The following is a 26,500-nucleotide window of genomic DNA, read 5'->3' as shown; positions in this document are numbered from 1 at the left end:
CTGTTAGTGCGCTTCGGCCCAGGTGGGGCCCCAGCTGACATCCACGAGAAGGGGCACGCGCAGCTTCGCCACGTGCTCCATCACCTCACGCACCATGGCCGAAAGGCGCTCCACCTCATCGACCGGCACCGAGAAATCAAGCTCGTCGTGGACCTGGATCATGAGCTGGGCCTCAAAGCCCTCGGCAAGCAGCCGGCGCTGCACCTCGTTCATGGCCATCTTGATGATGTCGGCGGCCGTGCCCTGCATCGGATGGTTCATAGCCGTGCGCTCGCCGAAGCCGCGCTGCTGGCCGTTGAAACTGCGCAGCTCGGGAATATGGCGCTTGCGGCCGAACATCGTGGTGGCGAAGCCGCTCGCCTTGGCCTCGCGCACAGTGTCGTCCAGGTATGCGCGCACACCGGGATACACCTCGAAGTAACGGTCGATCATCTCCTTCGCCTCGGCCATGGGAATCTCCAGCGACTGGGCCAGACCGTAGGCCTGCTGCCCGTACACGATGCCGAAGTTCACCGCCTTGGCACGGCTGCGCAGAGCGGGCGTCACGTCCTCGGGAGCCACGCCGAACACGCGAGCCGCCGTGGAGGTGTGCAGATCGGCCCCGGAGTTGAAGGCGGCCACCAGATGCTCGTCGGCCGACAAGTGCGCGAGCAGCCTGAGCTCGATCTGGGAGTAGTCTGCCGACAGGAACAACTCCCCCTCCCGCAGGGGCACAAAACAGCTGCGAATCTGGCGGCCGAAGTCGGTGCGCACGGGAATGTTCTGCAGATTCGGGTCGGAGGAGGACAGGCGCCCCGTGGTGGTCACCGTCTCGTTGAACTGGGTGTGCACGCGCCCGTCGCCCGCCCGCATGCGGGGCAGGGCGTCGATATAGGTGTTCTTGATCTTCGAGAACTCCCGGTAGCGCAGGACCAGATCGGGCAGCGGGTGAATGGCCGAGAGCTCCGTGAGCACCTTTGCATCGGTGGAGTAGCCGCGCTGGTTCTTCTTCTTGGCCGGCAGCTCCAGCACCTCGAAGAGGATGCGGGCCAGCTGCTTAGGCGAGCTCAGGTTGAAGGTCTCGCCGGCCAGCTCATAGATCTGGGCCGTGAGATCGTCTACCTCCACCTGGGCCTCGGCGCCCAAGGCCTCCAGTCGCGGCACGTCGATAGCAGCTCCCACCCGCTCCATGCAGGAGAGCACCCCCACGAGCGGCAGGTCGATGTCGGCATAGGCCTCCCAGGTGCCGTCCTTCTTCAGGGCCTCCTCCAGAAGCCCCTGGAGCATGCGGGCCGCCGTGGCCTGCACGGCCGCGCGCTCGCCGTCGGTCTCGGCCGCAGGCAGCGTGGCCCCGGCCACCGACTCCATCAGGGAGTCGTAAGTGTAGGCGCTCGTGGAGGAGTTCAGCACGTAGCCGGCCAGGCCCAAATCGAAGCCGGCCATGGCGAGCACTTCCCCGTCGGTCACGCGGGCCGCCTCGGCGGTATCGGCCGGGTACACCCGGCGCACGTCGGCCTTCACATCCAGGGCGCAGAAGGTTCCCCCGCGCACGATGGACGCGAACAGATCGAGGGCGCGCTCCCCCTCGGCCATCACCCGGGCCGAGCCCGTGACGAAGGCCGCCGTGGCGCCATCGTTGAACAGCGATACCTGCTCGGGATCCACGAAGGCCACGCCGATGACCTCGCCGGCCGCGCAAGCCCGTTCGATCTCGGCCGCGCCGTCGGCCCCTTCCAGAACGGGGGCCAGGGTGAATTCGATCTCGCGGGAGGGCGGCTCGGCGTCGATCATGGACAGCACCCGGGCCAAGGGGCTCGCCAGCTGGTACTTCCCGAAGGCCTCCTCCACATCGGCCGCGTCGAAGGCCGGGAAGGCGGCGCTCTCCAGATCCAGGGGGAAGTCCAGGTCGCGCACGATGGTGGCGATCTCGCGGGACAGGAAGGCCATGTCGCGATTGTTCTCCAGGTTCTCCTTCTGCTTGCCCTTCAGCTCGCCGATATGCTCGTAGATGCCCTCCATGGAGCCGTAGGCCTGCAAAAGCTTCGTGGCTGTCTTCGGGCCGATGCCGGGCACGCCGGGGATATTGTCGGAGGAATCTCCCATCAGTCCCAGGTAATCGATGAACTGGGCCGGAGTCACGCCGTAGCGCTCCTCCACCTCAGCCGGGCCGTTCACGGTGATGTCGGTGATGCCCTTCTTCGTGGTGACGATGCGGGTGAGCTCGCCGGCCAGCTGGTAGGCGTCCTTGTCGCCGGTCACGAGCAGCGTCTCGAAGCCCAAGGCCTCGTCCCGGGCGGCGATGGTGCCCAAGATGTCGTCACCCTCCCAGCCCGGCACCTTCACCACGGGAATGGCCATGGCCGCCAGCAGTTCCTCCATCACGGGGAACTGCACGCGCAGCTCCTCGTCCATGGGGGGCCGCTGGGCCTTGTACTGCTCGAGGGCCTTAATGCGGTGCACCGGCTTGCCGGCATCGAAGGCGCACACCACGGCATCGGGCTCGGCGATCTCGATGAACTTGCACAACATGGAGAGGAAGCCGAACACGGCGTTGGTGGGGGTGCCGTCCTTGGCGGTCATGGGCGTCTGCACCGCATGGTAGGCACGGTGCATCAGCGAGTTGCCATCGATGACGGCGATCTTCTTCGACATTCTGACTCCTTTGCGTCAATCGCAAGCGAACGAGCGGCTCATCGCCGGTCGGAACCGCCGGGTATTCCAATTCGCTCAGACAGTCCTCGCTTTGGAGAACAGCCCACCGGGCTGTTCTCGTCGCTGCGGAACTCGCTCGGTTGGAACACCCGCCGTTTCCTCTACACCCTTACATTTTCGATATGCCTTTCATGCGCTCGGCCTTACGCATTCCACAAATAGCCGACGCCGCGCACCGTTTCCAGGCGCTGGGCCAGCTCAGGGCCGAGCTTCGCGCGAACCCGGCGCACATGCACGTCCACGGTGCGGCTGCCGCCGTAGTAGTCGAAGCCCCACACGCGGCGCAGCAGGGCATCGCGGGAATAGGTGCGCCCGGGATGGGTCACGAGGAAGGCCAGCAGCGCGTACTCCAGATAGGTGAGGTCCACCGGCTCGCCGCCCACCTTCACCTGGTAGGTGGCCAGATTCACGGTCATGTTGTCTACGACTATGTAATCGGCCGAGGAGGTCTCGTTGCCAGGCCACAGCAGCTGGCGGATGCGGGTGGCGCACTCGGCAGCGCCGGCCCCGTGGACTACGAAGTCGGCCTTGCAGGACACCGGCAGGCGGAACTGGGCCAGATCGGCCTCGTTCACGATGACGAGCATGGCCACCGAGCCCTCCTCGGCCAAGGCCGCCTCGGCCGAGGCCAGGGATGCCAGGCGCTCGCCGCGGGCCTCGTAGATCACCAGATCGCGGGAGGGATGGGCGGCCAGCAGCTTCTTGAACTGGGCCGAGGAGCCGGCCGCCACGTCCACGTCCAGCTTCGAGAGCACCTGCTGGAACTTATGGGCGTTGTCAAGGCTGTCGGCAATGAAGATGACGGTCTTGCGCTGCATGCTACAGCACCGCCAGATTGCGCTCGAGCTCCCAAGGGGTCACCACGGCCTGGTAGGCATCCCATTCTGCCCGCTTGGCCCGCACGAGGTAATCGTGAATGTGCTCCCCCAGCGTCTCGCGCATGAGCGAGCTCTGGGCGAACAGCTCCACGGCCTCCCCCAGGCTCTCGGGCAACGGCGTCACTCCGCGCTCGCGGTGCTCCCGACGGCTGCACCCGAGGGGCGCGGCCTCGTCGGCAGGGGCCATGAGCTCCAGGCCCTCCTCGATGCCCGCCAGGCCGGCGGCCAGCATGACCGCGAAGGCCAGGTAGGGGTTCGCCGCCGGATCGGGGCTGCGCAGCTCCACGCGGCAGGCCGATTCGCTGCGCGGCCGGTACCCCGGGATACGCACGAGGGTGGAGCGGTTGCGGGCGCCCCAGCTGATGCAGGTGGGGGCCTCCCCGCCCGGTTGCAGGCGCTTGTAGGAGTTCACGTACTGGTTCGTGACCAAGGTGAATTCCGGCGCGTACTTCAGAAGGCCGGCAATGTAGGCCTTCGCCGTGGCCGACAGGTTGTAGCCGGACGGGTCGCTCTCGTCGAAGAAGACGTTGTTGCCGGCCCGGTCCATGAGGCTCTGGTGCACGTGCATGCCGCTGCCCGGCGCCCCGGTCAGGGGCTTGGGCATGAACGAGGCGTACACCCCGTGCTTCATGGCGATCTCCTTCACCACCTGCTTGTAGGTCATCACCGCGTCGGCCATGGACAGGGCATCGGCGTAGCGCAGGTCGATCTCGTGCTGGGAGGGACCCTTCTCATGATGGGAGTACTCCACGGGAATGCCCATCTTCTCCAGGGTGAGCACCGTGTCGCGCCGCAGGTCGGAGGCGGAATCGAGAGAGGTAAGGTCGAAGTAGCTGCCGCGGTCGAGCACCTCGGTGCCCTCGGCGTCCTTGAAGTAGAAGTACTCCAGCTCCGGCCCCACGATGAACGAGTATCCGGCCTCGGAGGCCTTGCGCACCATGCTCTTGAGGACCTGGCGCGAATCGCCCTCGTAGGGCTTGCCCTCGGGAGTGCGGATGTTGCAGATCATGCGGGCCACGGCATTGGATGTGGGGCGCCAGGGCAGCACCTGGAAGGTAGAGGGGTCGGGGAAGGCCAGCATATCGGATTCCCGCCTCTCCGAGAAGCCCTCGATGCAGCTGGCATCGAATCCCATGCCGTCGTCGAAGGCGCTCTCCAACTCACCGGGCACCACAGCGAAGGACTTCATATTCCCCAGTACGTCGGTGAACCAGAAGCGCACGAAATGCACATCACGGCTCTCAATAGTCTTCAGCACGAAATCTTGCTCGGGGGTTACCACCACGTCTCTGCTCCGTTCGGCCGTCGCGTTCTTGATCTGTCCCATTATAGTTCGCAGCCAGAAGAGCCCTTGGGGGAATTTACCGGACTGCAAAAGAAAAGACCCGCCGCGGTGCGCGACGGGTCTCAAAGGTGCGAGAAGCAGCGGAACTACTCGGCGGCCTCAACCTCGGCCTCGGTCAGCTCCACGCCGGGAGCCTCCTCGGTCGTGGCCTCGGCGGCGGCATCCTCCATGTTCTGAACCTCTTCCTCGGCCTCGGCGCGAGCAGCAGCCTCAGCGGCCTTGGCGGCGAAGGCAGCGGCACGCTCGGCCTTAGCGGCGGCCTTGGCCTCGCGCTCGGCCTTCTTGGCAGCCTCGCGCTCGGCGATCTGAGCGGCGCGCTCGGCCTTCTTGGCGGCCTCGCGCTCGGCAACGACGTCCTTAGCGGCGCCGAAGCGATCGGCGAAGCGCTGCACGCGTCCACCGGTGTCGATCAGCTTCTGGGTGCCGGTGTAGAACGGATGGCAGGCATTGCAGATGTCGATCTTCAGCTCCGGCTTGGTCGAGCGGGTGGTGAAGGTGTTGCCGCAGCTGCACTTCACAACGCAGTCCACGTACTCCGGATGAATTCCTTGCTTCATGGGTTCTCCTATCTTCCCTTGGTTTCCGACCAAGGGTTCCGAATAAGGCTTGGTTTCCGACCAAGCCCGAGACAAGCTTGTTTATATTAGCACCGATTCGCCCCAATGCAAGAAAAAAGACCCGTGCTGCACGGGTCTTTCAAGAATTGCCGGGGAACGGTGGCGTTCTACAGCTCGGTCACCCACAGCCCGTGGAGGTTGCAGTGCTCGTACACCTTCACCGGGGTCTCGCCGGCGGGCACCGTGAACTCGGCGTGGGGGGCATCGGCCGGAGTCAGGGGCTTGATCTGATAGCCCTTGTCGGTCACCAGGCAGATGAACTGGATCCAGTGCTCCTCGGTCATGGGATGATCCACTGATCCCACGTTCACGATCACCTTGTCGCCGGCCACCTCGACGGCGGGCACGTGCTTCTCCAGGGCAGCGTCCTGGGAATCGGCCACGAGCTCCACCATCTTCTCACCGCAGCACACCAGCGGCACGCCGGCGTCGAACACCTTCACGGCGATGTTGCCGCAGTGCATGCACTTGAAGAACTTCACGTCCATCTTGCACCTCGTATCTCTTGAGTCGTTTTCATTGACAGCGGCCGTCCGCGCGATGGCGCAGTTTCGACCGCTCCCTATTGTAGGGGAAGTAGAACGACACTGCCGGAAGAGCGCACAATCGACACCGCGTCGTTATCGAAGCCGGCCCCAGGCGGGCGCGCGGCTATCGCCTTGGTCAGCGGCCGGGGCCCGGGGTACCCGCGCGCATCGGCAGCAGAGGCGCCGATGAGGCCGCATCACCGATGCGCACCCTCTAGCAGGCCGTATCCCCCGCCTCGGGCGCCGAAGGCCGCTGGGGGCCCTCCTGGGACAGCTTGCGCCGGGCCGCATATACCAGCAGGGCGACGCCGGCCACCACGAGGGGGGCCGAGAGCAGCTGGCCCATGGTCAGCCAGCCGCCCCATAAGTAGCCCAGCTGCACATCGGGCTCGCGCACGAATTCGATGAGGAAGCGGAAGATGCCGTAGAGCACGAGGAACGCACCGACGAAGGTGCCGCGGGGGCGCGGGGGCAGCCGGCGCGAGAGGGCGAACAGCACGCAGAAGATGACCAGCCCCTCGAGCACCGCCTCGTAGAGCTGGCTCGGATGACGCGGCATCATGCCGGCAGCCCCGCCGAACACCACGCCCCAGGGCCCATCGGTGGGCGCGCCCCACAATTCGCCGTTCACGAAGTTGGCGCAGCGGCCGAAGAAGAGCCCCAGCGGGGCGGCAATGGCCCCCAAATCGGCTAAGGTCAGATAGGGTACGCGAGTCAGGCGTGCCGCCACAGCGCCGCCGGCGAGCAGGCCCACGAGCCCCCCGTGGAAGCTCATGCCCCCCTGATTGAAGGCGAGGATCTCGAGCGGATGGGCGAAGTAGTAGCCGTCGCCGTAGAAGAGCACGTAACCGAGACGACCCCCCACCACCACGCCGATGATGGCGCAGATCATGAGCGTGAGCAGGTCGTCCATGGTCAGACCGAGTCGCCAGCGACGGGCGATGCGATAGATAATGAAGGCCGCCAGGGCGAAACCGGCCACGTAGGCCAGGCCGTACCAGCGCACGACCAAGGGCCCCAGGCTCAAGGCGACAGGATCGAGGTTCTGGTAAATATCGTTCAACATTATAGGTTCCCCTCATGGGCACCCATGCCGGCGCCCAGCTCGATAGCAGCGAACTGAACCTCCTCGCGCAGGGAGGAAGGAATGGGCTGGATGGCCGAGACGGTCGCCGCGCAATGGGGGCACGCCAAGGAGAACAGCGCCAGGTTCGGGCGCAGCACCATCATGGATTCGAAGGTGCGCACATCCAGATCGCCCGCCCCGCACGCCGGGCACGTTACCATAGCCCCCATGGAGCGCCACCGCCTTTCCATTTTGGAGTCCGCTTCAGACCCCCATTGTAGCAGAGGCCGTCGCCGACGGCCGTCAACGAGAGCAACGACCCGACTCCTTCCCGGACTCGAGGCGCCAGAGAGGGTGCCTAAAGAATGAAGCGGTTGCGGCCGCTGAACTTGTCGCGGCTGCTTGGGGCCTCGGGATCCACCTCCGGGCCATGGACGAGAAAGTGCTCGCAGAAACGGCAGACCTGCTTGATGGCGGCCTCGTAGTCGCGCTTGGGGTTCAGCAGCACGTCGAAGTCGTCGCAGACCACGTGGGTCGGCCGATAGCACGCCGCGTAGTGGCAGTCGGCCGGGCACGGCTCACCCGGCACGTTGTGCGGGCAGCGCCCTTGCATCTCGTCATCGCAGCCGCGACGGCTCCAGCAGCCTTCCATTCCCTTCCCTCTCTCGTGAAAGCGGGCCCCAAAGGGCCCGCTCGGCTCATGGATTGTTCCGGGCCCTTAGGCGGCCGGCACCACGCTGGTCACGCCGGGGACGCGCTCCTTCAGGATGCGCTCCACGCCGTTGGCCAGGGTCATCTGGGACATGGGGCAGCCCTTGCAGGCACCCTGGAGCTCCACGGTGACCACGCCGTCCTCGGACACGTCCACCAACGACACGTCGCCGCCGTCGGCCTGGAGGCTCGGACGGATCAGCTCGAGCACGGCAGCCACATCGGACTTCTCAACCATAAGGCACTCCCTTTCAAAGAGGTTCTTCCGTTCGCAAGCCATCATAGCACAGCGCCGCGGCGGCGGGCGCGCAGGGCCGCGAACACCACAACGGCACCGGCCAGGGCGCAGTCCCTAGCCGATCCAGTCCTGGCCGATGATGACGAGCAGGTCGGTATCGAACTGGTAGAAGTCGCCGCCGTTCACCACACGACCGGCGGATAGGTCGCTCACCACGGCCTTGGCCGCTATCTCGAAGGCGGCATCCTTGTAGATCACCATGGTCTCGGGATAGGCCGTGCCGTCGTCCACGTTGCCCACCGCCTCCACCTGGTAGCCGTCGGACTCCAAAAGCTCGCCGCAGCGGGCGGCCGCCCCCTGGATGCCGGAGCCGTTGCGCACCTCCACGGTGAGCAGGCTGCGATCCACATTGGCCACGTTGCCCGCGGCGCTCTCCGGGGCATTGCCGGCGCGCACGGCCTCCATCATGGTGGCCAGCTCGTCGTCGGACACCTCGTAGGTGCGCGCGCCGCCCTCGCCCTCCACGGCACGACCGGGCACCACGGCGGCGTACACCGTCACCTCCGACAGGGGCCGCAGCACCTCGCCCAGGGCGATGATCTGGCCGCTCGACCAGTCGGTGCTCACGGCCGAGGCGCCGTCCGCCACCACGGTCGGGAAACTCAGGCCCTCGCCGGAGTTCGCCCGCTCGGCGAGGTTCACCGTGAACAGAGCACGCATCTTCGCCTGAGTGGCATAAGAGTCGGCATAGTTCGACGCCCGCAGAAGCGTGACGGCCGAGGGGCCGTCCAGGGTCACGGGGCCCGCCTGCAGCACCTGGATGCCGGCCCGGGGGTCGTCCACCTCCTGATCCAGTTCCACGGCCACGCCGCCCACGATATCCACGAGCCGCTCGATGCCCGCGGCATCGGTGGCGGCGAAGTGCGCGATGTCCACGCCCAGCAGGGACGCCACCGCCCGGATGAGCTCGGCGTCGCCCCCGACGGAGGTGGCCTCGGACAGGGGGTGGCGCGCGCCGTCGGACAATTCCACCGACACCGTGGCCGGCACCGATATGAAGGTGAGGGTGTGAGCGGCCTCGTCGATGCGCACAGCCAGATAGGCGTCGCCCTCGGCCGCACCGGCCGGGGTGGCCGAGCCCAGATGGGCGGTGCACAGGGCGAAGTAGGGCTCCCCCTCGGCGGGGGCAACCAGCGCCTCGGTGGCGTTGGAATCGCCCAGGGACAGCTGGGAGTCGGACAGGGCGAAGAAGGCCGACACCCCCGCGAACACGGCCACGGCCACGACCGCGAGGGCCGCAACGGTCAGAACCGCGATGCGGCGCCGACGGGAACGGACCTGGATCTCCTCCACATAGCCGCGCCGGCCCCGGCGGCGAGCGTAGTCGGCATCGCTTTCCCCGCTTGTGGCCTGAACATCCACCTGCTCCACCATACCGCGGGTCGCACGGCGGGAACGACGGCTGTCGGAGAAGTCAACCCGGGTGGTGCCCACGGGGCTATCGTCCTCGCGGCGGCCGCGGCGGCCGGCAGGACGGGCCACGTGGGAGCCGATCACGGAATCGTTCACCCGGCGGGACGTGCGACGGGTCTGGGAGGCCGAGAGCCCCTTCTTGCTGTGCATCGCCATGGAATCGACCGCCTATCCCCGGCTGGAGACGGGCACGCGGCAGATATCGGCGCCGAGGGAGGCGAGCTTGCCCGCGTAATCCTCATAGCCCCGATCGATATGCTCCAAATGGTGGACGCTCGTCTCCCCGTCGGCCACGATGCCCGCGAGCACGAGGGCCGCCCCGGCCCGCAGGTCGGTGGAGGATACCGGGGCGCCTTCCAGCTCGGCCACCCCGCGCACGATCGCATGATGGTCGTCCAAGGTGATATCGGCCCCCATGCGCATGAGCTCGGCGGCGAACATGAAGCGGTTCTCGAAAACGTTCTCGGTGATAACCGACACATCGTCGGCCAGAGCCGCCAGCAGCATGAACTGAGCCTGAAGATCAGTGGGGAAACCGGGATGCGGCAGCGTCTGGATATCCACCGAGCGCAAAGGCTCGCTGCGCGTAACGCGCACCCAGTCAGGACCGCACTCCACCGCACAGCCCATGGCCCGCAGCTTCATGATGGCCATGCGCAAGAAGGCCGGATCGATACCGTGCACGGTGACCGGACCGCCCGTGAGCGCCCCGCCCACGAGGAACGTGCCCGCCTCGATGCGGTCGCCCACGCAGGTGTGATCGCAGGGGTGCAGAGCCTCTAGGGCCACGCCCTCGACCTCGATGAGCGAGGTGCCCGCGCCGGACACCTTCGCGCCCATGGCATTCAGCATGTTCGCCAGATCCTCGATCTCCGGCTCGCAGGCGGCGTTCTCGATGGCCGTGTGACCCTCGGCGGTCACGGCGGCCATGAGCATATTCTCGGTGGCCCCCACCGAAGGAAACTCCAGGTAGACGTGGGCGCCGTGCAGCCCGTCGGGCGTGAAGGCATGCAGCACCCCGTGATCCACGTCGAAGTGCACGCCCAGAGCCTCCAGGCCCACCAGGTGCATGTCGATCTTGCGGGCACCGATCTGGCAGCCGCCGGGCATGGCCACCCGCGCCTCGCCGAATCGCCCGATAAGCGGGCCGAGCACGGAAATGGACGCGCGCATCTTCGAGACGAGCTCGTAGGGAGTCTCGCACGAGTCGACGGATGCGGTATCGATGGTAAGGGTGTGCCCCTCGCGCGCGACCGCGGCCCCAAGGCGATCGAGCACCTCGCCCATGATCTCGATATCGGAGATGACGGGCACGTTGCGAATAGTGGAGACGCCCTGGCCGAGCAACGAGGCGGCCATGAGCTTGAGCGCCGAGTTCTTGGCGCCGGCCACGGTCACGTCGCCGGAAAGGACATGGTTTCCCCGAACGATGATGACTTCCTGGTTCATTTCTAGTCCTTTGTACGGGCGCCGAAACGCCCGGTAGTCCATCATGGGTTCATACGTCCCATTATTATAGAAAAAAGGCCGCCCCGTAAGGCGGCCTTTCTCCCATCGGAATAAAAACTCCAGCGACAGCTACTCGCCCAGGGCGAAGCGGACGAAGCCGGTGATCTTGATGGAACCGCCCAGCTCCTTGGCGCACTCGTCGGCGTAGGCGGCCACGGTCAGGTCCGGGTTCTTCACGAAGGCCTGCTCGGCAAGGCAGTTCTCCTTGTAGAACTTGTCCATGCGGCCCTCGGCCATCTTCTCCTGGATGTTCTCGGGCTTGCCGGACTCGGCGGCCTGGGCCTTGTAGATCTCGAACTCGTGGGCGGCCACATCGGCGGGCACATCGGCGCGGGTGGCGGCCACCGGGTTCAGGGCGGCCACCTGCATGGCGATGTCGCGACCGCACTTCTGGAAGTCCTCGGCGGCCGGATCGATGCCCTCCACCTCGAAGGTCACCAGCACGCCGATCTTGCCACCGCCGTGGATGTAGGCGGCCACAGCCGGGGCCTCCACCACGGCCACGCGGGCCAGCTGGGTGTTCTCGCCCATCACGTGGATGCAGTCGGTCACAACCTCCTCGACGGTCTCGCCGTCGATGGTGGCAGCGGCCAGAGCGTCCACGTCGGCCGGCTTGGCGGCCAGGGCAGCCTGGGCGATCTTCTCAGCGTAGGCCTTGAACTTCTCGTTCATGCCCACGAAGTCGGTCTCGCAGTTCAGCTCGACCACGGCACCGGTGGCGCAATCGTCGGAGACCAGCGCCATGACGGTGCCCTCGTTGGTGGCGCGCCCAGCCTTCTTGGCCACGGCGGCCAGGCCGCGGGTGCGCAGCACGTCGACGGCCTTCTCCATCTCGCCCTCGGCCTCAGCCAGGGCCTTCTTGCACTCCATCATGCCCGCGCCGGTCATCTCGCGGAGCTCCTTCACCATAGCGGCGGTGATGTTAGCCATGAATTCCTCCTTCGGGGAACAGGATCGGTAGTTACTCGGCGGCGTCGGCGGCCACGTCGGCGACGACCTCGGCGGCAGCGCCCTCGGCCACGTCGGCGGCAGCCTCGGTGGCGACCTCGGCGGCAGCGGCCTCGCCGGCCATCTCAGCGGCGGTCACGTCAGCGCCGGTGCCGGCGATGACGGCGTCGGCCATGAAGTCGGCGAGCAGGCGCACGGAGCGGATGGCATCGTCGTTGGCCGGGATGCCGTAATCCACGTCGTCGGGATCGCAGTTGGTGTCCAGGGTGCCCACCACGGGAATCTGCAGGCGATGGGCCTCATGGATGGCGATGCCCTCGCGGTTGGTGTCGATCACGAAGATGGCGTCGGGCACCTTCTTCATGTTGCGGATGCCGTTGAGGTTGGTCTGGAGCTTGGCCAGCTCCTTGTGCAGCAGGATCTGCTCCTTCTTCGGCAGCAGGGCCATGCGGCCGTCGGCGTCCATGGCCTCCAGCTCTTCCATGCGGCGCACGCGAGTGCGGATGGTGGTGAAGTTGGTGAGCATGCCGCCGAGCCAGCGGGCGTTCACATAGGGCATGCCGCAGCGGTTGGCAGCCTCGGACACGGCCTCCTGGGCCTGTTTCTTGGTGCCGACGAACAGCACGGTACCGCCCTTGCGGGTGAGGTTGCTCACGAAGGTGTAGGCCGCATCCAGGCCGTAGAGGGTCTGCTTGAGGTCAATGATGTAGATGTCGCCGCGATTGCCGAAGATATAGGGCTTCATCTTCGGGTTCCAGCGGCGGGTCTGATGCCCGAAATGCGCACCGGCATCGAGCAGCGTGGTGATGCTGACTTTCGTCATGATCGCTCCATTCGTTAGTCCTCTGCCCGAGGTCTTCCCCGTCTGCCGCAGCCTTTTCCGGTGGCCACTCGCGGAGGCAGGTCGCCCGAGCATGTGTGATAGTTGCCGCCGTGTTCCGTCCCGTGGACGGACACAGCCTGTCTAAAATAGCACAATCCCCCGCTAATGCAAGGGATTGCGCGAAGAAATCGGGAAAGCGGAACGAATGCGGGCGGAAAGCCGGGAGACCCGGCTCGACCACGGCATGAACGCCGTACTGCGCACGCCCTACAAGTTCCTCGTGACGGCGAGTCTCCACGGCCTGGCCCTCGGCGCGCTGCTCGGCAGCGCCGTGCTGCGGGCCGGGGACGCGGGAACGGTGCTCCTCAATGCCCTGAGCTTCATCGCGGCCGCCGTGCTGCTGCTCCTCACGGCCCTTTTCGTGAAGATGGACTTCAACCGCCTCATCTACCAGGTCGGCTTCAGCATCATGGCCACCGGGGCCCTTCTCATCGCGCTCGCCCCGCCGCCCCGGCCCCCGGGGAGTTCGTCCAGTTCGTGGGCTTCTGCTACGTGCACCTCATCATGTGGGGCCTGTGCTCCTACCTCACCAAGTCCTTCGCCCTGCCGGCTCCCTGGGTGGTGGCCTGGCCCACCTGCTGCCTCATGGCGGGACAGCTCATCGGCGGCGGCGCGGCGGCGGCCCTCGTCCAACAGCCGGATGCGCTGGCCCGGACGACCACCCTGGCCCTGCTTGCTCGGGGCCGCAACCGCCGCTACATCAGCGAGGAGCTGGTCGTCTCCGAGGAGACCGTGAAGAGCCACGTCTCGAGCATCTAGGCCAAGCTGGGCGTCCATACCCAGCAAGAGCTCCTCGATGTGGTGGAGGTATCGGTCGCCGCCCTGCGCGACGGGGCCGGTCCCACCCCCCCCCTTCGCCTGAGGGACGCAACGGCCGCGCGGGGCCATTGGGCCGCCGGGAGTCGGCGCCATGGGCCGGCTCCGAACCCGGGTAGGCGCCCCCTCCTCGCCTCTCCACGCAAAAGGGGCCCGGTCGACCGTTCGTCGTCCGGGCCCCTCTCGTTCGGACCGGCGGAGAAGGTCGCGGCACCGCCGCATCCCGCCCAGCCAAACGCAAGATGGCCGAACGGCCAGCGCCGCTCGCAGGAGCCGCCGCATTCCCGGAAATGCAGTCTCTCCCCATCGGCCGCTTTCGGCTGACCATTTCTGGCAGAAAATGCCGATCTGCACGGTCGGATCGTTGATTCGGGACGTGATTCCCTCCCAGAAAGCCCCGATCGCGCCCTTTTCCGACACAAAACGACGATGCGCCTGTGCGCACCGGCATTCTGGGACGCGATTCCCCGCAGAAAGAACCCAACCGTGCCCTTTTCTAGCAGAAAACGTCGATGTGCCCGTGCACACCGCACATTCGGGGCAGAAACGGCTGCCACCTCGGCGCGGTGGCCCGCTTTCCTGGCGGTAAGCGACGATCCGACCGTGCAGATCGGCATTTTCCGCCGCTTTCAGCCCCGCCCCGAAAGCCCTCCGCGCACCACCGCAACGCCCAGCGCCCTGCCCGTCCGCCGCACTGCGCGCACGGCCGCAATGGCCACCACGACGCTCACTCCCCCAACGCAAAAAAAGGTGCGGCGTCCTGGGGACGGCCGCACCTTAGAAGATGCTGGGACGCTGTAAACGAGGCCCTACTTGTACTGGCTCTCGTGCTTGCGGAAGAAGTCGAAGCGCGGCGGCAGCTCGTGGATGCGGTGGACGCCGGCATCGATCTCCATGGCCGGGCACAGCTCCTCGTTGGAGTCGAAGTCGTAGTTCCAGCTGAAGAACTCGTCGAAGCCAAAGCTCAGGTAGTCGCAGATCTTCTCGCAGCCGGCCGGCACGATGGGGTGCATGAGCAGGGTGGCCACCCGCAGCAGGTAGAACGAGTCCACGAGCACCTGGCGACGGGCCTGTTCGTCCCCGCTCTCCTCGGCGGCCTTGATGCCATCGGCCCACCACTTGTTCGACCAGCGGATGAACTCGTCGCACACCGACATCACCCGGTGCAGCTCCACCCGGTGCATGCGCTCCTCGTAATCGACGAGGGCCGTGAAGGCGCGGGTGCGTACCTCGCTCGTCACACGGCCCAGGGGCATGCAGCCATCGAAGTTCTTGCCCGCCTCGTAGAAGCAGCTGCGGGCCAGGCGGTTGAACACGTTGGTGAGCAGCGCCCCCTCCTTCAGGGCCGGGTCGGCATAGCGCGGGTCGGTGCGCTTGGCCTCGTCCGGATCGAAGGGCTTCGGCGAAAATCCCACGGATTTCTGGTCGAGGCCGAGGGCCAGGAAGTGGGCCCGCAGCTGCTCGGCGGTGTAGTGCGCGAGCAACTGCTCGCCCGTGGGCGGCTTCACCGCGCCCGAGGAGGACGCCTTCTTCTTCCCGAAGAGCATGTGGTGGTTGGCCACGAGCGTCGTCTGGCGCAGGCGGGAGTCCTCGCCGTCGTCGAACAGGCCGCCCTCGCCCAGAGCCTCCCACAGGGCCGGCTGGGCCACGCCGTAGAAGTACAGGTTGTCCTGGCCGATGAACTGGTAGACCCGGGCCTCGTCGGAGCACCAGAAGTCGCGCCAGCTTCCGCGCGGCAGGCCCTGCTCGTCGTTGGCGGCGATGGTGAACGAGATGGGCGCCCACAGCGATTCGGGCCAGCACCACACGGTGAGCCCCTCCACCCCGTCGATGACCGGCGCCGCCACGCCCCATTCGATGTTGCCCGTAATGCGGAAGGGCACGAGGGTCTTCGAGGTGCGGAAGCGGATGCCGGCGGGAGCCAGCACTGCGCGGGCCGCATCACGGGCCGCGATATCGGAAAACTCGATCTCGAAGGAGGATTTGCCCCCCTCGGCCGCGCGGAACTGGTGAGGCGGCAGACGGTCGGCCAGGGCCCGGTACTCGTCCAGGTGCTCGTTCTTCACGAAGATGACCGGGGGCGCCAGAAACTCGGCGATGGTCTGGGGCACCACCGGGCGCACCTCGGAATCGGCGCGCAGGGCCTCCACCCGCTCCTTCAGAAAGCCGTCGAAGTCGGGCAGGTCGAAGTACCAGTTCTCCACCGGGCGCATCTCGGGCGTGGTGCCCGTGAGCGTGGACACCGGCGCGATGAGGTCTGCCGGCGCGTACTGATGGCCCAGGTCGCACTCGTCGGCGTAGCCGTGCTCGGACTTGCAGCCCTGCACGGGGCAGCGCCCCTGGACCTGGCGTCCGTTCAGAAAGGTGCCGGCCTCGGCATCGTAGAACTGAAGCGTGGAATCGAGCTTCAGGTGACCGCAGCCGTGCAGGCGCTCGATGAACTGGTTCGTGATCATCTGGTGCACGTCGGCGGCATGCCCGATGCCGCTGCCGTCGTAGATGTCCAGGCTCACCTGGAAGGCCTCCAAGGTAGAGGCCTGGCGCTCATGGTTGGCCAGTACATAGTCGGCGATGGTGCCCGAGAACTCCCCGGCCTCCACGAGCTTGCGGTAGCCCTCGTTGATGGGGCTGCCGAAGCAGTCGGTACCCGATACGAAGCGCACGTTCTCGGCGCCGATGCGGTCGCGCAGGAAGCGGGCGAAGGCGTCGGCGGGCACGAAGACGCCGCCGATGTGCCCGAAGTGCAGGGGCTTGTTGCCGTAGGGCATGCCGGCCGTCACCACGGCCCGGGCCGGCCATTTCACGCGGGTTCTGCTACTCAAGTCCGACACGGTCTTCCAACTCCTTCAGCATATCGGTCACGGTGGCCTCGTCCTCGGTGCCCATGATATCGAGCAGCCGCCCCAGGTCGCTCGAGGAATCCTGCAAGTACACGGTATCTGCGTCGGCCACGCCGGCGAGGGACGCCGCTTTCTCCACGGCCATCTCCAAGGTGCCGATCTCGTCGGCTAAGCCGTTGCCCACGGCATCGATGCCCGTGAAGGTGAGTCCCGTGGCCAGGGCGCGCACCTCGTCCTCGGTCATAGAGCGGCCCTCGGCTACGGTGGCGATGAACACGTCGTTGATCTGGTCGACCTGGGCCTGGTACCAGGCGCGCTCCTCCTCGGTGAGGGGCCGATCCCCGCCCCCGGCGTCCTTGGCGTCGGCCGAGGTGATGTTGTCCACGGAGATGCCCAGCTTCTCGTAGAGGCCCGACAGGTCGGTCACCGACATGATGACGCCGATGGAGCCCACCGCCGAGGTCTCGGCCGTGTAGATGTAGTCGGCCTGGGAGGAGATCATGTAGGCGGCGCTGGCATCAAGCGAGGCGCAGGACACCACCACCGGCTTGGAGAAATCGCGCACGTAGCGGGCCATTTCCTCGCCGGCCGTGGCCACCCCTCCCCCGGAGTTCACCCGCAGCACCACCGCCTTGATGTGCGGGTTCTGCTCGGCGGCGTCCAGCTGGGCCTTCAGTCCCTCGGGGCTCGACGTGGAGCCGTCGTACTGGATGGTGCCGTCGATGCTGATGATGCCCACGGTATCGCCCGTGACCGTATCGGCCCACGAGGGCGAATCGTAGGAAAGGGCCCCCATGGGGGCGGTCATCACCGCGGTGCACGACCCGATGGAGAAAAGCCCCAGAATGAAAAAGGAGAGCACGGCGGCCAGGCCCACGATCCAGCCGCGGCGCTTGGGTGCGGCGGCCGGCGCGGGCGGCGCCCCGTAGGCGGAAGCACTCCACCCCGGGCCAGGGGCGGCGGTGCCGGTCCCGTAGGTGCCCGGCTGGGCGCCGGGAGCCGGAACGGCCTGCGCAGCCGGCGCGGGCTGCGGTGCGGCCTGGACCGGTGCGGGCTGGCCGCCTGGGGTGCCCCAGGCGGCGTTGGGCCAATGGTTCTGATCGGTCATGGCGAGATCCCGTGCCTTCTACAGTTCGAAGTTGTCGTCGGAGCGCCCTTGCTGGGTCTGGGCCTTCTTCGCCGTGCGGATGAGAAACTCCTGATTGGAGCCCGTCTGCTTGAGCGACTTGATGAGCATGTCCATGGCCCGCTCCGTGGAATTGGTGTTCGACAGGATGCGGCGCACGGCCCAGATGAGCGGCGCCTCCTGGGGCTCCAGCAGCAGCTCCTCCTTGCGGGTGCCCGAGGAGATGGGGTCGATGGCCGGGAAGATACGGCGATCCGCCAGGTTGCGATCCAGCTTCAACTCCATGTTGCCGGTGCCCTTGAACTCCTCGAAGATCACCTCGTCCATCTTCGACCCCGTGTCGATGAGGGCCGAGGCCAAGATAGTGAGGCTGCCGCCGTGCTCGATGTTGCGGGCGGCGCCGAGGAAGCGCTTGGGCGGGTAGAGGGCCGTGGAGTCCACGCCGCCCGAGAGGATGCGGCCGCTGGCCGGCTGGGCCAGGTTGTAGGCGCGGGCCAGACGGGTGATGGAATCCAGGAGAATGACCACGTCCTTGCCCTGCTCCACGAGGCGCTTGGCGCGCTCGATGACCAGTTCGGCCACCTGGATGTGGTTGTCGGCGGGCATGTCGAAGGTGGAGGATACCACTTCGCCGCGGATAGAGCGCTCCATGTCCGTGGCCTCCTCGGGGCGCTCGTCGATGCCGAGGTACATGAGGTGCACCTCGGGATTGTTGGCCGAGATGGCCGCCGCGATGTCCTTGAGCACCGTGGTCTTGCCGGCCTTGGGCGGCGAGACGATGAGGCCGCGCTGGCCCTTGCCGATAGGGGCCGTCAGGTCGATGACCCGGGCCGTCGTGGTGGTCTTGCCGTGCTCCATCCACAGGCGCTCATCGGGGAAGATGGGCGTGAGCTCGGAGAACTTCGGGCGCAGGGCCATGACCTCGGGGGCCATGCCGTTCACGAGGCTCACCTTCTGCAGGGCGGCGAACTTATCGTTGGGACGGGCCGGGCGCGTGGTGCCAGTGACCATGTCGCCCTTGCGCAGGTTGTTCTTGCGGATGGTGGCAAGTCCCACGTAGATGTCGTTCTCGCCGGGCAGGTAGCCGGAGGTGCGCAGAAAGCCGTAGCCGTCGCCCATGATGTCCAACACGCCCGTGACCTCGGTGAAGCCCTCGGCCTTGCAGGTGGCCTCATAGATGGCCTCCACGAGCTCGGCCTTCTTGAGGGCCGCCCCCTCCACGCCGAGCTCGGCGGCCTTCGCGCGCAGCTCGGCCACCTTGAGCTCGGCCAGCTCCTCCCGGGTCACCGAGGGCTGGGGCTCGCGATTGCGGTTCTCGTGGCGCTGGCGGCGGTTGTTGCGGTCGTGGCCCTTCTTGCCGTTCTGCCCCTGCCCGTTCTGCTTGCCCGCGCTGCTCTGGCCACCGCTCTGACGGCGCTCCCCCCGGTCGTCGGGGCGCTCGCCGCGGCCGTGCTTGCGCACCACCGTGGCCTTGCGGTCGGCCTCCTTGGCACCGTCGGCCTCCCCCTCGCCCGCAGCGGGCGCCTCGGGGGCGCCGGCCGCCTCGGCTTCGGAGGACTCGACCTTCTTGCGGGCCCGGCGCGCCTTGGGGGCCGCTTCGGCCGGGGTCGCGCCCTCGGCCGTCTCGGCCATCTCGGCCGGGGCGCCGTCGGCCCCGTCGGCTGCGGCGGCCTTGGCCGTGCGCGAGCGGCGGGGCTTGGCCGGGGCGGCCTCGGGAGCCGCCTCCGGGGCGGCCTCGCCCGCAGCGACCTTGGCCGCGCGGCGCCGCACCGGCTTCTTGGCCGGGGCCTCGCCGGCCGCCGCAGCCCCCTCGGCCGCCGGGGCGTCGACGGCCTTCTTGCGCGGACGGCCGCGCTTGGGCTTCTCAGGGGCCGCCTCCAGGGCGTCGGCGATGGTCATCTGGTTCTCGTCGGCCTCACTCATGCGTTCTGAACCTTCTCCCAGTCCTTAAGGAACGATTCCAGGCCGCGGTCGGTCAGCGGATGGGACACGCACTTCTTCAGGATGCCGAAGGGCACCGTGGCGATGTCGGCGCCCATGAGGGCCGCCTGGGTCACGTGGTTGGCGCTGCGGATGGAAGCGGCGATGATCTCGATCTGCTCGCCGCCCACCGTGTCGGCGGTAAAGTCGTAGTTGCCGATGGCGCGCACCACGTCGTCCAGCTGGGCCAGGCCGTCCTCGGAGATGTCGTCGAAGCGGCCCACGAAGGGCGAGATGTAGCGAGCGCCGGCGCGGGCGGCCAGAATAGCCTGGGGCACGGTGAAGCACAGGGTCATGTTCACCGGGATGCCCTCGTCGGCCAGCACGCGGGTGGCGGCCAGGCCCTCCACCATAGTGGGGATCTTCACCACGACGTTGGGGGCGATCTTGGCCAGCTCGCGGCCGTCGCGCACGATCTCGTCGCGGGTCATGGCCACCGACTCGGCGGACACCGGGCAGGCAGGCCCCACGATGTCGCAGATGCGCTTGATATGGTTGTGGAAGTCGTCCAGCTTGCCGCCGATGCGGGCGTACAGCGTGGGGTTGGTGGTCACGCCGGCCAGGGCGCCCCAGCTGGCAGCCTCCTCGATTTCGGCGAGGTCGGCCGTGTCCAGAAAGAACTTCACGTTATCCTCCTTCTTGAGGTTTACAGACATAGGGGAATCTCGTCCAAATCGTGAGCTGCGCGCACCGTGAGACCCAGACCGCGAGAACGTTGAGAGGGCGATGCGGAAATGAAAGGGGGAAAGGCGCTGCTTCGCGCTGAAGATTTAGAACTGGAATCATAGTAGCGCAACAACCCGGTGCGCACAAGGACATACCGCAAGCGCCCACGGAGAGGCGCCCCCTCAGCGTCCTAAGGAAGCACCGACCCTCCCCCGCCTACGCTTCCAGCATCGAGCGGTAGAAGCAGGTACGCGCGCCCGTGTGGCAGGCGGGGCCGACCGGGTGCACCATTGCCAGCAACGTGTCGCCGTCACAGTCGTAGCGCAGGTCCACGAGCTTCTGGGTATTGCCGCTCGTGGCGCCCTTGTGCCACAGCTCCTGGCGGCTGCGGCTCCAGAACACCGTCTCGCCCCGCTCCAGGGTGAGCGCCAGCGATTCCGCGCTCATCCACGCCATCATGAGTACCTCGCCCGTATCGGCATCCTGCACGATGCAGGGAACGAGCCCCGCCTCGTTGTACTTCAACTCGCAAATATTCATCACGGCCTCCTACAGGCGCACGGGGATGCCAGCGGCGCGCATGGATTCCTTCACCTGGCGCACGGTCAGCTCACCGAAGTGGAAGACGCTGGCGGCCAGCACCGCATCGGCCTCGCCGTCGATGATGCCCTCGGCGAAGTGCTCCAGCTTGCCCACGCCGCCGCTGGCGATAACGGGAATATCCACGGCCCGGGCCACGGTGCGCGTGAGGTGGCAGTCGAAGCCGTCGCGGCTGCCGTCGCGGTCCATACTGGTGAGCAGAATCTCCCCCGCCCCGCGCCGGGCCGCCTCGCGCGCCCACTCCACGGCGTCGATGCCGGTGTTCTTGCGGCCGCCGGCCACGTACACCTCCCACTTGTTGGGGTTGCCAGGCACTGCCTTCGCGTCGATGGCCACGAGGATGGCCTGGGTACCGAAGGCCCGGGCCGCTTGGGTGATGAGGTCGGGGTTCGCCACGGCCGCCGAGTTCACCGATACCTTGTCGGCCCCGGCGGCGATCATCGTCCGAATGTCGGCCACGCTGCGGAAGCCGCCGCCCACGCAATAGGGCAGGTGCAGCTCGGCCGAGGCATGGCTGGCCAGCTCTACCGTGGTGGCCCTATCGTCGCTCGTGGCCGTGATGTCGAGGAAGATCACCTCGTCGGCCCTCTGCTCGTCATAGGCCCGGGCCAGCTCGATGGGGTCGCCCGCATCGCGCAGGCCCACGAAGTTCACGCCCTTCACGACGCGGCCGTCCTTCACGTCCAGGCAGGGTATTACTCGTTTCGTCAGCATAGTCTTTCCAACCTGTCCGTCGGCGAGCCAGCCGGTATTGCGATTCGCTCAGACAGTCCTCGCTTTGCGAAACAGCCCACCGGGCTGTTTCGGTCGCTGCGGAACTCGCTCGGTCGCAACACCGTCTGTCTCACTGACTACGTTTCCTTACTCGCCCTCTTGCGCCCAATGGTCTGCAAAACTCGCTCGGTCGAGGCATCAGCCATCGCGCGGGCTGCTCTTCCTTCCCCGCTAGGCTTCCAAATCCTCGATGGTCAGGGGCTTCTCCTCCGCCTCCAGCTGGTCGCTTACCCGATAGGTGCCCACGCAGGCAGCCACGCCGTCGGCCACCGAGAGCGTTCCCTCGTAGATGGCGCGGCCGGCGATGACGCCCTCCACGGCATCGGCGATGGGCCCAAGCGCCGCGATATCGGCGGCCGAGGAGATGCCGCCCGACACGATGACCGGGTTGCCGAAGGCTGCGGCCATACGGGCGTAGGCGCCATTGTCCACGCCGGTCTGCATGCCGTCGCGGGCGATGTCGGTGTAGACGATGTGCTCGAAGCCCTGGGCGGCCATGCGGGCGGCCAGATCGGTGGCGGCCACGCCGGATCCTTCGATCCAGCCGGCCACAGCGGCCTCGCCGGCCTTGGCGTCGACGCCGGCCACGAGCGCGTCGGGACCGAACTTCTCCATGGCGGCCCGGGCGAAATCGGGGTCGCGCACAAGGGCGGTGCCCAGGATGACCCGGGTGGCCCCGGCGTCCAGCAAACGGTCGGCCACCTCCAGCGACCGCACGCCGCCGCCCACTTCCACCTTCAGCTTCGTGCGGGCCAGAATGCGGCGCACCACCTCGATGTTGTCGGGGTTGCCGGACTTCGCGCCGTCCAGGTCCACCACGTGCAGCCAGGTGGCGCCGTCCTCCTCGAAGAGCTGGGCCTGGGTGGCCGGGTCATCGTGGTACACGGTGACGGCGGCATAATCGCCCCGGGCCAGGCGCACGGCGCGGCCGTCCAGGATATCGATGGCGGGCAACAGGTACATGGCTACTCCTTTGACAAGACGGTATCTTCCGCCATGGTAGCGGCCGCGCCGCGGCGACCGGCCGCAGCGCGGGCAACGGTTACGAAGTTGGCGAGCAGGCGCGCGCCGGCATCCGAGCTCTTCTCGGGGTGGAACTGCACGCCCCACACGGGGTGCCCGGGCACCCGCACGGCGGAGGGGAACGTGACCGAGTGGGTAGTGCGCCCGATGGTCGCGGCGCTCTCGGGGGCGGCGAAGGAGTGGGTGAAATAGAAGTACTCCCCGCTTTCCAGGCCGTCGAACAACGGGTCGGCCTCGTCCCATTCCACGGAGTTCCACCCCACGTGGGGAATCTTATAGGCCGCGCCCGCCTCGTCGGTCTTGGGCATGAGGCCCACCGTGCCGGAAACGAGCCCCAGGCCCGCGGGCAGGGGCCCCGCCTCGGGCGCGTGCTCGGTGCCGTGCTCGAACATGAGGTGCATACCCAGGCAGATACCGAGAAAGGGCGCGCCGGCCGCCACGGCATCGGCCACAGCCGCGCCCAGGCCGAGCTCTTCCAAAGACGCGGCGGCATCGGCGAAGGCGCCCACGCCAGGGAGCACCACGGCGTCGGCCGCGCGCACCTGGGCCGGATCGTCGGAGACGACGACTTCGGCGCCCGCGCCGCGCAGCCCCCGCTCCACCGAGAGCAGGTTTCCCTTATGGTAATCAACGACAACGATCAACTTCGCAACTCCCCTCACCGCTACGGTCAACAACGCCGGGCCGTCCACGACGCGCGGCCGGCTACAGCACGCCCTTTGTGGACGGCACCTCGCCGGCCAGGGCCCCATCGATGGCCACGGCCTGGCGCAGGGCGCGGCCGCAGGCCTTGAAGGCGGCCTCGAAGATATGGTGCACGTTGTCGCCGGCCAGCTGGCGCACGTGCAGGGTGATGCCGGCGTTGGCGGCCAGGGCGATGAAGAACTCCCGGGCCAGCTGGGTGTCGAAATCGCCCACCATGCCGAAGGGCACCTCCACGGCCCAGTGCAGCTGCCCGCGCCCGGATATGTCAAGAGCCGCCAGCACCAGGGCCTCGTCCATGGGCACAAAGGCGCTGCCGAAGCGCGCGATGCCCGCTTTGTCGCCCAGGGCCGCACCTAAGGCCTGGCCCAGCACGATGCCGGCATCTTCCACAGAATGGTGGCCGTCCACCTCCAGGTCGCCCGCCACGGACACCGCCAGATCCATGCGGCTGTGGCGCGCGAAGGCACTCAGCATGTGGTCGAAGAACCCGATGCCCGTGGACAGATCGGCCCGTCCCGTGCCGTCCAGATTCACCGTGACCGTGATAGCGGTCTCGGCCGTCGTGCGGGTGATGGTCGCCTCTCTCGCCATGATGCTCCTCCTTTAGTCCCGCGCCGCTTGGGCGCGGCGGCTCCCCCGCTCGGCCACGAAGGCCCTCAGCAGGCTGATGAACCGATCGTTCTGCTCCGGCGTGCCCATGGTCACGCGCAGGCAGCCCTCCAAAAGCGGTGTTGCCGAGAAGTCGCGCACGAGCACCCCGTGCTCGTAGAGGTACTCCCAGGCATCGCCGGCGTCTTCCATGCGCAGCAGGATCCAGTTGGAATCCGATGGGAACGGCACGATGCCGGGAGTTGCCCGCAGCGCCTCTGCGACCCGGCCCCGCTCCTCGATGATCTCGCGGATGCCCGGCTCGAACCGGGCCCGGTGCTCGAAGACCACCTCGCCGACGACCTGGGACACCGCATCCACCGAATAGGGCTGGCGCACCTTGATGAACTCGCGGATGACCGCCGGGTTCGCCAGGATGTAGCCGAGGCGCACGCCGGCCAGGGAGAACGCCTTGGAGAATGTGCGCAGGATGACGAGGTTCTGGTGGGTCGCGAGCAGGGGGCGCACGGTCTGGCGCGAGAACTCGAAGTAGGCCTCGTCCACCATGACCAGGGCGTCGGTGGCGTCCAGCAGCCGCTCGAGGAAGTCGGCCGGGGCCCGCAGGCCCGTGGGGTTGTTGGGGCTCGCCACAATGACGTAGTCGATGTCGCCGACGGCCAAACGCTCGAAGGTGGCCCCCTCGTCGATGGAGAAGTCATCGCGGCGGGCGATGTCCACCACCGTGGTGTTCGTGAGCCGGGCGTTGGCCGCGTACACCGAGAAGGTGGGCGGGAAGTTCAGGCAGGTGCGCCCCGGGCCGCCCCAGGCGAGCGCCAAATCGAACAGAAGCTCGTCGCCGCCGTTGCCGATGAGCACGCATTCCCGCTCCAGGCCGTTGGCCTCGGCGATAAGGTCGCGCAGGCCGCCCGCGAGCGGATCCGGGTAGCGGTTGAAGGGCACGCGGGCGATGCGCTCAGCCACGAGGGCCCGCAGCTCGTCGTCCACGTCCCGCGGGTTCTCGTTGGCCGAGAGGAACGCCTCGGCCGGCAGGTACTTCGGATCGTAGGGAACAAGGCCCGCCAACGACGGGGCCGCCGCGCGCACCCTATTCATCGGCCGAGCCCGCCGCCGTCGCGCCCGCGCCGGCATCCACCCCGGCCGCCGCGCTGCCGCCGGCCACGCTTGTCTGCTCGGCGGCGAGCAGGCTCTGGAGGCGCAGGGCCACGGACTGGGCATGGGCCCACAGCCCCTCGTGGGTGGCGATCTGCACCACGGAGCGGGCATCGTTTCTCAGGGCGGCCGCCGTGTACTGGATGACGGAGGACTTCTTCACGAAGTCGTCCACCGAAAGGGGCGAGGAGTAGCGGGCCGTGCCGCCCGTGGGCAGGGTGTGGTTGGGACCGGCCACATAATCGCCCACGGCCTCGGGGGTCCACTCGCCCAAGAAGATGGCGCCGGCGTTGCGGATGGCACCAAGGTACTCCATGGCGTTCGCCACGTGCATCTCCAAGTGCTCCGGCGCGATGACGTTCACCGCTTCCAGGGCCTGCTCCATAGTGGGGCACACCACGATGAGGCCGTGGTCGTCCAGGGAAGCGCGGGTGATGTCGGCGCGGGTGGAGCGCTCCATGTGGTCGGCGATGGCCGCCTCCACGGCATCGGCGTAGGCATCCGAGAAGGTGACCAGGTAGCAGGCGGCCAGAGGGTCGTGCTCGGCCTGGGCCATGAGATCGATGGCCACCATGGACGGATCGGCGGTCTCGTCGGCCACGACGCACACCTCCGAAGGGCCGGCGATCATATCGATGCCCACATCCCCCGAGACGAGCTTCTTCGCCGCGGCCACAAAGGCGTTGCCCGGGCCGGTGATCTTGGCCACGGGGCGGATGGTCTCGGTGCCGTAGGCGAGCGCCGCCACGGCCTGGGCGCCGCCCACAGTGTAGATCTCGGTAACGCCGGCGATCTTGCAGGCGGCCAGCACCGTGGGGTCGAGCGTGCCGTCCTTGGTCGGCGGCGTTACGCACACGATGCGCTCCACGCCGGCCACCTGGGCCGGCAGGGCGTTCATGAGCACCGTGGAGGGGTACAGGGCCCGCCCTCCCGGCACGTAGATGCCCACGGAATCGAGCGGCGTCACCTTCGACCCCACGATGGCCCCGTCCTGACGCGCGAAGAACCAGCTCTGCTGGCGCTGGCGCTCGTGGAAGTCGCGGATCTGGGCCGCGGCCTGGTTCAGGGCGTCGATGGTGTCGGGGTCAACTGCGGCCAGGGCCTCCTCGATGGCGCTCTCGGGCACACGGAAGTCGTCGATGGCCACGCCGTCGAACTTCTCGGTGTAGGCCCGCAGGGCCGCGTCGCCCTTCGCGCGCACCTCCTCGATGATGGCCGTGGCCGCCTCCAGGGCTCCGGGGTTGAAGGCCCCCGCCCGGTCGATAAAGTCGGCGGTGAAGGGCTCGGTGGGCTGAAGGTCAACGCGTCGCATGGTCATGGGTCTTC

25 protein-coding genes are annotated in these 26,500 nt (G+C 67.5%); 1 reads left to right on the top strand and 24 read right to left on the bottom strand.

Going from position 1 to position 26,500, the window contains the following annotated elements; translation table 11 throughout:
- Positions 1-3 precede the first annotated feature (3 nt).
- The 13 genes from polA to rpsB all read right to left on the bottom strand — a co-directional run bounded on the left by polA (position 4) and on the right by rpsB (position 12,826).
- Positions 4-2,631: a DNA polymerase I gene (gene polA / locus AAK988_RS06330; protein ID WP_369880511.1), complete on the bottom strand. Its 2,628-nt coding sequence runs from the start codon at positions 2,629-2,631 to the stop codon at positions 4-6.
- A 203-nt stretch (positions 2,632-2,834) separates the two neighbouring features.
- Positions 2,835-3,509, bottom strand: coding sequence for a winged helix-turn-helix domain-containing protein (locus AAK988_RS06325; RefSeq protein WP_135971706.1), 675 nt, complete (start codon positions 3,507-3,509; stop codon positions 2,835-2,837).
- Position 3,510: 1 nt separating this feature from the next.
- Positions 3,511-4,854: a glutamine synthetase family protein gene (locus tag AAK988_RS06320; RefSeq protein ID WP_369883796.1), complete on the bottom strand. Its 1,344-nt coding sequence runs from the start codon at positions 4,852-4,854 to the stop codon at positions 3,511-3,513.
- Between the two features lie 146 nt (positions 4,855-5,000).
- The gene (gene rpmE, locus AAK988_RS06315; RefSeq protein WP_135971472.1) at positions 5,001-5,471 is read right to left on the bottom strand and encodes a 50S ribosomal protein L31; all 471 of its coding nucleotides are present in this window, start codon (positions 5,469-5,471) and stop codon (positions 5,001-5,003) included.
- Between the two features lie 167 nt (positions 5,472-5,638).
- Positions 5,639-6,019: a desulfoferrodoxin family protein gene (locus AAK988_RS06310; RefSeq protein WP_135971473.1), complete on the bottom strand. Its 381-nt coding sequence runs from the start codon at positions 6,017-6,019 to the stop codon at positions 5,639-5,641.
- A 253-nt stretch (positions 6,020-6,272) separates the two neighbouring features.
- On the bottom strand, positions 6,273-7,124 hold the full coding sequence (gene lgt, locus AAK988_RS06305) for a prolipoprotein diacylglyceryl transferase (protein ID WP_135971474.1): 852 nt from the start codon (positions 7,122-7,124) through the stop codon (positions 6,273-6,275).
- Positions 7,124-7,354, bottom strand: coding sequence for a UDP-N-acetylmuramoylalanyl-D-glutamate--2,6-diaminopimelate ligase (locus AAK988_RS06300; protein WP_242370358.1), 231 nt, complete (start codon positions 7,352-7,354; stop codon positions 7,124-7,126). The genes lgt and AAK988_RS06300 overlap by 1 nt, the downstream gene beginning before the upstream one ends.
- Before the next feature lie 128 nt (positions 7,355-7,482).
- Positions 7,483-7,776, bottom strand: a complete 294-nt coding sequence (locus AAK988_RS06295; RefSeq protein ID WP_369880510.1) for a hypothetical protein — start codon at positions 7,774-7,776, stop codon at positions 7,483-7,485.
- A 66-nt stretch (positions 7,777-7,842) separates the two neighbouring features.
- Positions 7,843-8,073 carry a NifU family protein gene (locus tag AAK988_RS06290; RefSeq protein WP_135971477.1) on the bottom strand — a complete coding sequence of 77 codons (231 nt, stop codon included), beginning with the start codon at positions 8,071-8,073 and terminating at the stop codon, positions 7,843-7,845.
- Between the two features lie 114 nt (positions 8,074-8,187).
- Positions 8,188-9,702 carry an LCP family protein gene (locus tag AAK988_RS06285; RefSeq protein WP_369873255.1) on the bottom strand — a complete coding sequence of 505 codons (1,515 nt, stop codon included), beginning with the start codon at positions 9,700-9,702 and terminating at the stop codon, positions 8,188-8,190.
- A 12-nt stretch (positions 9,703-9,714) separates the two neighbouring features.
- Positions 9,715-10,995: a UDP-N-acetylglucosamine 1-carboxyvinyltransferase gene (murA, locus tag AAK988_RS06280; protein WP_135971186.1), complete on the bottom strand. Its 1,281-nt coding sequence runs from the start codon at positions 10,993-10,995 to the stop codon at positions 9,715-9,717.
- A 129-nt stretch (positions 10,996-11,124) separates the two neighbouring features.
- The gene (gene tsf / locus AAK988_RS06275) at positions 11,125-11,985 is read right to left on the bottom strand and encodes a translation elongation factor Ts (RefSeq protein WP_135971187.1); all 861 of its coding nucleotides are present in this window, start codon (positions 11,983-11,985) and stop codon (positions 11,125-11,127) included.
- Between the two features lie 31 nt (positions 11,986-12,016).
- Entirely contained in the window at positions 12,017-12,826 is an 810-nt protein-coding gene (rpsB, locus tag AAK988_RS06270; RefSeq protein WP_151430747.1) for a 30S ribosomal protein S2, read from the bottom strand.
- Positions 12,827-13,363: 537 nt separating this feature from the next.
- On the opposite strand from rpsB, the gene AAK988_RS06265 reads away from it, so the two are divergent.
- Positions 13,364-13,645 carry a helix-turn-helix domain-containing protein gene (locus AAK988_RS06265; RefSeq protein WP_369873254.1) on the top strand — a complete coding sequence of 94 codons (282 nt, stop codon included), beginning with the start codon at positions 13,364-13,366 and terminating at the stop codon, positions 13,643-13,645.
- An 866-nt stretch (positions 13,646-14,511) separates the two neighbouring features.
- On the opposite strand, the gene AAK988_RS06260 is transcribed toward AAK988_RS06265, so the two are convergent.
- From AAK988_RS06260 to hisD, 11 genes are all read right to left on the bottom strand, one after another.
- Positions 14,512-16,524 (bottom strand): class I tRNA ligase family protein, encoded by a 2,013-nt coding sequence (locus AAK988_RS06260; RefSeq protein WP_369880528.1) that lies wholly within the window; start codon positions 16,522-16,524, stop codon positions 14,512-14,514.
- On the bottom strand, positions 16,517-17,650 hold the full coding sequence (gene sppA, locus AAK988_RS06255; RefSeq protein WP_242369409.1) for a signal peptide peptidase SppA: 1,134 nt from the start codon (positions 17,648-17,650) through the stop codon (positions 16,517-16,519). The genes AAK988_RS06260 and sppA overlap by 8 nt, the downstream gene beginning before the upstream one ends.
- A gap of 18 nt (positions 17,651-17,668) precedes the next feature.
- A complete protein-coding gene (gene rho / locus AAK988_RS06250) occupies positions 17,669-19,591 on the bottom strand; it encodes a transcription termination factor Rho (protein WP_369880509.1) in 1,923 nt (640 codons plus the stop codon).
- Positions 19,588-20,274, bottom strand: a complete 687-nt coding sequence (locus AAK988_RS06245) for a transaldolase family protein (protein ID WP_135971190.1) — start codon at positions 20,272-20,274, stop codon at positions 19,588-19,590. Before AAK988_RS06245 ends, rho begins: the two co-directional genes overlap by 4 nt.
- A 256-nt stretch (positions 20,275-20,530) precedes the next feature.
- Positions 20,531-20,854 carry a phosphoribosyl-AMP cyclohydrolase gene (hisI, locus tag AAK988_RS06240; RefSeq protein ID WP_160325320.1) on the bottom strand — a complete coding sequence of 108 codons (324 nt, stop codon included), beginning with the start codon at positions 20,852-20,854 and terminating at the stop codon, positions 20,531-20,533.
- Between the two features lie 9 nt (positions 20,855-20,863).
- Positions 20,864-21,628, bottom strand: a complete 765-nt coding sequence (hisF, locus tag AAK988_RS06235; protein WP_135971192.1) for an imidazole glycerol phosphate synthase subunit HisF — start codon at positions 21,626-21,628, stop codon at positions 20,864-20,866.
- A 231-nt stretch (positions 21,629-21,859) separates the two neighbouring features.
- Positions 21,860-22,651, bottom strand: coding sequence for a 1-(5-phosphoribosyl)-5-[(5-phosphoribosylamino)methylideneamino]imidazole-4-carboxamide isomerase (gene hisA / locus AAK988_RS06230; RefSeq protein ID WP_369880508.1), 792 nt, complete (start codon positions 22,649-22,651; stop codon positions 21,860-21,862).
- A gap of 2 nt (positions 22,652-22,653) precedes the next feature.
- Entirely contained in the window at positions 22,654-23,355 is a 702-nt protein-coding gene (hisH, locus tag AAK988_RS06225) for an imidazole glycerol phosphate synthase subunit HisH (protein ID WP_160325322.1), read from the bottom strand.
- A 61-nt stretch (positions 23,356-23,416) separates the two neighbouring features.
- Positions 23,417-24,007 carry an imidazoleglycerol-phosphate dehydratase HisB gene (gene hisB / locus AAK988_RS06220; protein WP_201757826.1) on the bottom strand — a complete coding sequence of 197 codons (591 nt, stop codon included), beginning with the start codon at positions 24,005-24,007 and terminating at the stop codon, positions 23,417-23,419.
- A 12-nt stretch (positions 24,008-24,019) separates the two neighbouring features.
- Positions 24,020-25,117: a histidinol-phosphate transaminase gene (hisC, locus tag AAK988_RS06215; RefSeq protein WP_135971311.1), complete on the bottom strand. Its 1,098-nt coding sequence runs from the start codon at positions 25,115-25,117 to the stop codon at positions 24,020-24,022.
- Positions 25,110-26,492 carry a histidinol dehydrogenase gene (gene hisD / locus AAK988_RS06210; RefSeq protein WP_369873248.1) on the bottom strand — a complete coding sequence of 461 codons (1,383 nt, stop codon included), beginning with the start codon at positions 26,490-26,492 and terminating at the stop codon, positions 25,110-25,112. Before hisD ends, hisC begins: the two co-directional genes overlap by 8 nt.
- Positions 26,493-26,500: the final 8 nt, after the last annotated feature.

The sequence above is a fragment of the Adlercreutzia muris genome, from assembly GCF_041223505.1.
Lineage (GTDB): Bacteria > Actinomycetota > Coriobacteriia > Coriobacteriales > Eggerthellaceae > Adlercreutzia > Adlercreutzia muris.
The sequence above is the reverse complement of the archived record's forward strand: the minus strand, read 5'-3'. Positions and strand labels throughout refer to the sequence as shown.

Bases quoted from the DNA above. Each gene is read 5' to 3' on its own strand.
- AAK988_RS06325 (WP_135971706.1), bottom strand. From the start codon at position 3,509: ATGCAGCGCAAGACCGTCATCTTCATTGCCGACAGCCTTGACAACGCC.
- hisD (WP_369873248.1), bottom strand. From the start codon at position 26,492: ATGACCATGCGACGCGTTGACCTTCAGCCCACCGAGCCCTTCACCGCC.
- AAK988_RS06300 (WP_242370358.1), bottom strand. From the start codon at position 7,354: ATGGGGGCTATGGTAACGTGCCCGGCGTGCGGGGCGGGCGATCTGGAT.
- tsf (WP_135971187.1), bottom strand. From the start codon at position 11,985: ATGGCTAACATCACCGCCGCTATGGTGAAGGAGCTCCGCGAGATGACC.
- AAK988_RS06285 (WP_369873255.1), bottom strand. From the start codon at position 9,702: ATGGCGATGCACAGCAAGAAGGGGCTCTCGGCCTCCCAGACCCGTCGC.
- hisC (WP_135971311.1), bottom strand. From the start codon at position 25,117: ATGAATAGGGTGCGCGCGGCGGCCCCGTCGTTGGCGGGCCTTGTTCCC.
- hisI (WP_160325320.1), bottom strand. From the start codon at position 20,854: ATGAATATTTGCGAGTTGAAGTACAACGAGGCGGGGCTCGTTCCCTGC.
- AAK988_RS06310 (WP_135971473.1), bottom strand. From the start codon at position 6,019: ATGGACGTGAAGTTCTTCAAGTGCATGCACTGCGGCAACATCGCCGTG.
- rho (WP_369880509.1), bottom strand. From the start codon at position 19,591: ATGAGTGAGGCCGACGAGAACCAGATGACCATCGCCGACGCCCTGGAG.
- polA (WP_369880511.1), bottom strand. From the start codon at position 2,631: ATGTCGAAGAAGATCGCCGTCATCGATGGCAACTCGCTGATGCACCGT.
- rpmE (WP_135971472.1), bottom strand. From the start codon at position 5,471: ATGAAGCAAGGAATTCATCCGGAGTACGTGGACTGCGTTGTGAAGTGC.
- hisF (WP_135971192.1), bottom strand. From the start codon at position 21,628: ATGCTGACGAAACGAGTAATACCCTGCCTGGACGTGAAGGACGGCCGC.
- hisA (WP_369880508.1), bottom strand. From the start codon at position 22,651: ATGTACCTGTTGCCCGCCATCGATATCCTGGACGGCCGCGCCGTGCGC.
- hisB (WP_201757826.1), bottom strand. From the start codon at position 24,007: ATGGCGAGAGAGGCGACCATCACCCGCACGACGGCCGAGACCGCTATC.
- rpsB (WP_151430747.1), bottom strand. From the start codon at position 12,826: ATGACGAAAGTCAGCATCACCACGCTGCTCGATGCCGGTGCGCATTTC.
- AAK988_RS06290 (WP_135971477.1), bottom strand. From the start codon at position 8,073: ATGGTTGAGAAGTCCGATGTGGCTGCCGTGCTCGAGCTGATCCGTCCG.
- murA (WP_135971186.1), bottom strand. From the start codon at position 10,995: ATGAACCAGGAAGTCATCATCGTTCGGGGAAACCATGTCCTTTCCGGC.
- sppA (WP_242369409.1), bottom strand. From the start codon at position 17,650: ATGACCGATCAGAACCATTGGCCCAACGCCGCCTGGGGCACCCCAGGC.
- AAK988_RS06295 (WP_369880510.1), bottom strand. From the start codon at position 7,776: ATGGAAGGCTGCTGGAGCCGTCGCGGCTGCGATGACGAGATGCAAGGG.
- lgt (WP_135971474.1), bottom strand. From the start codon at position 7,124: ATGTTGAACGATATTTACCAGAACCTCGATCCTGTCGCCTTGAGCCTG.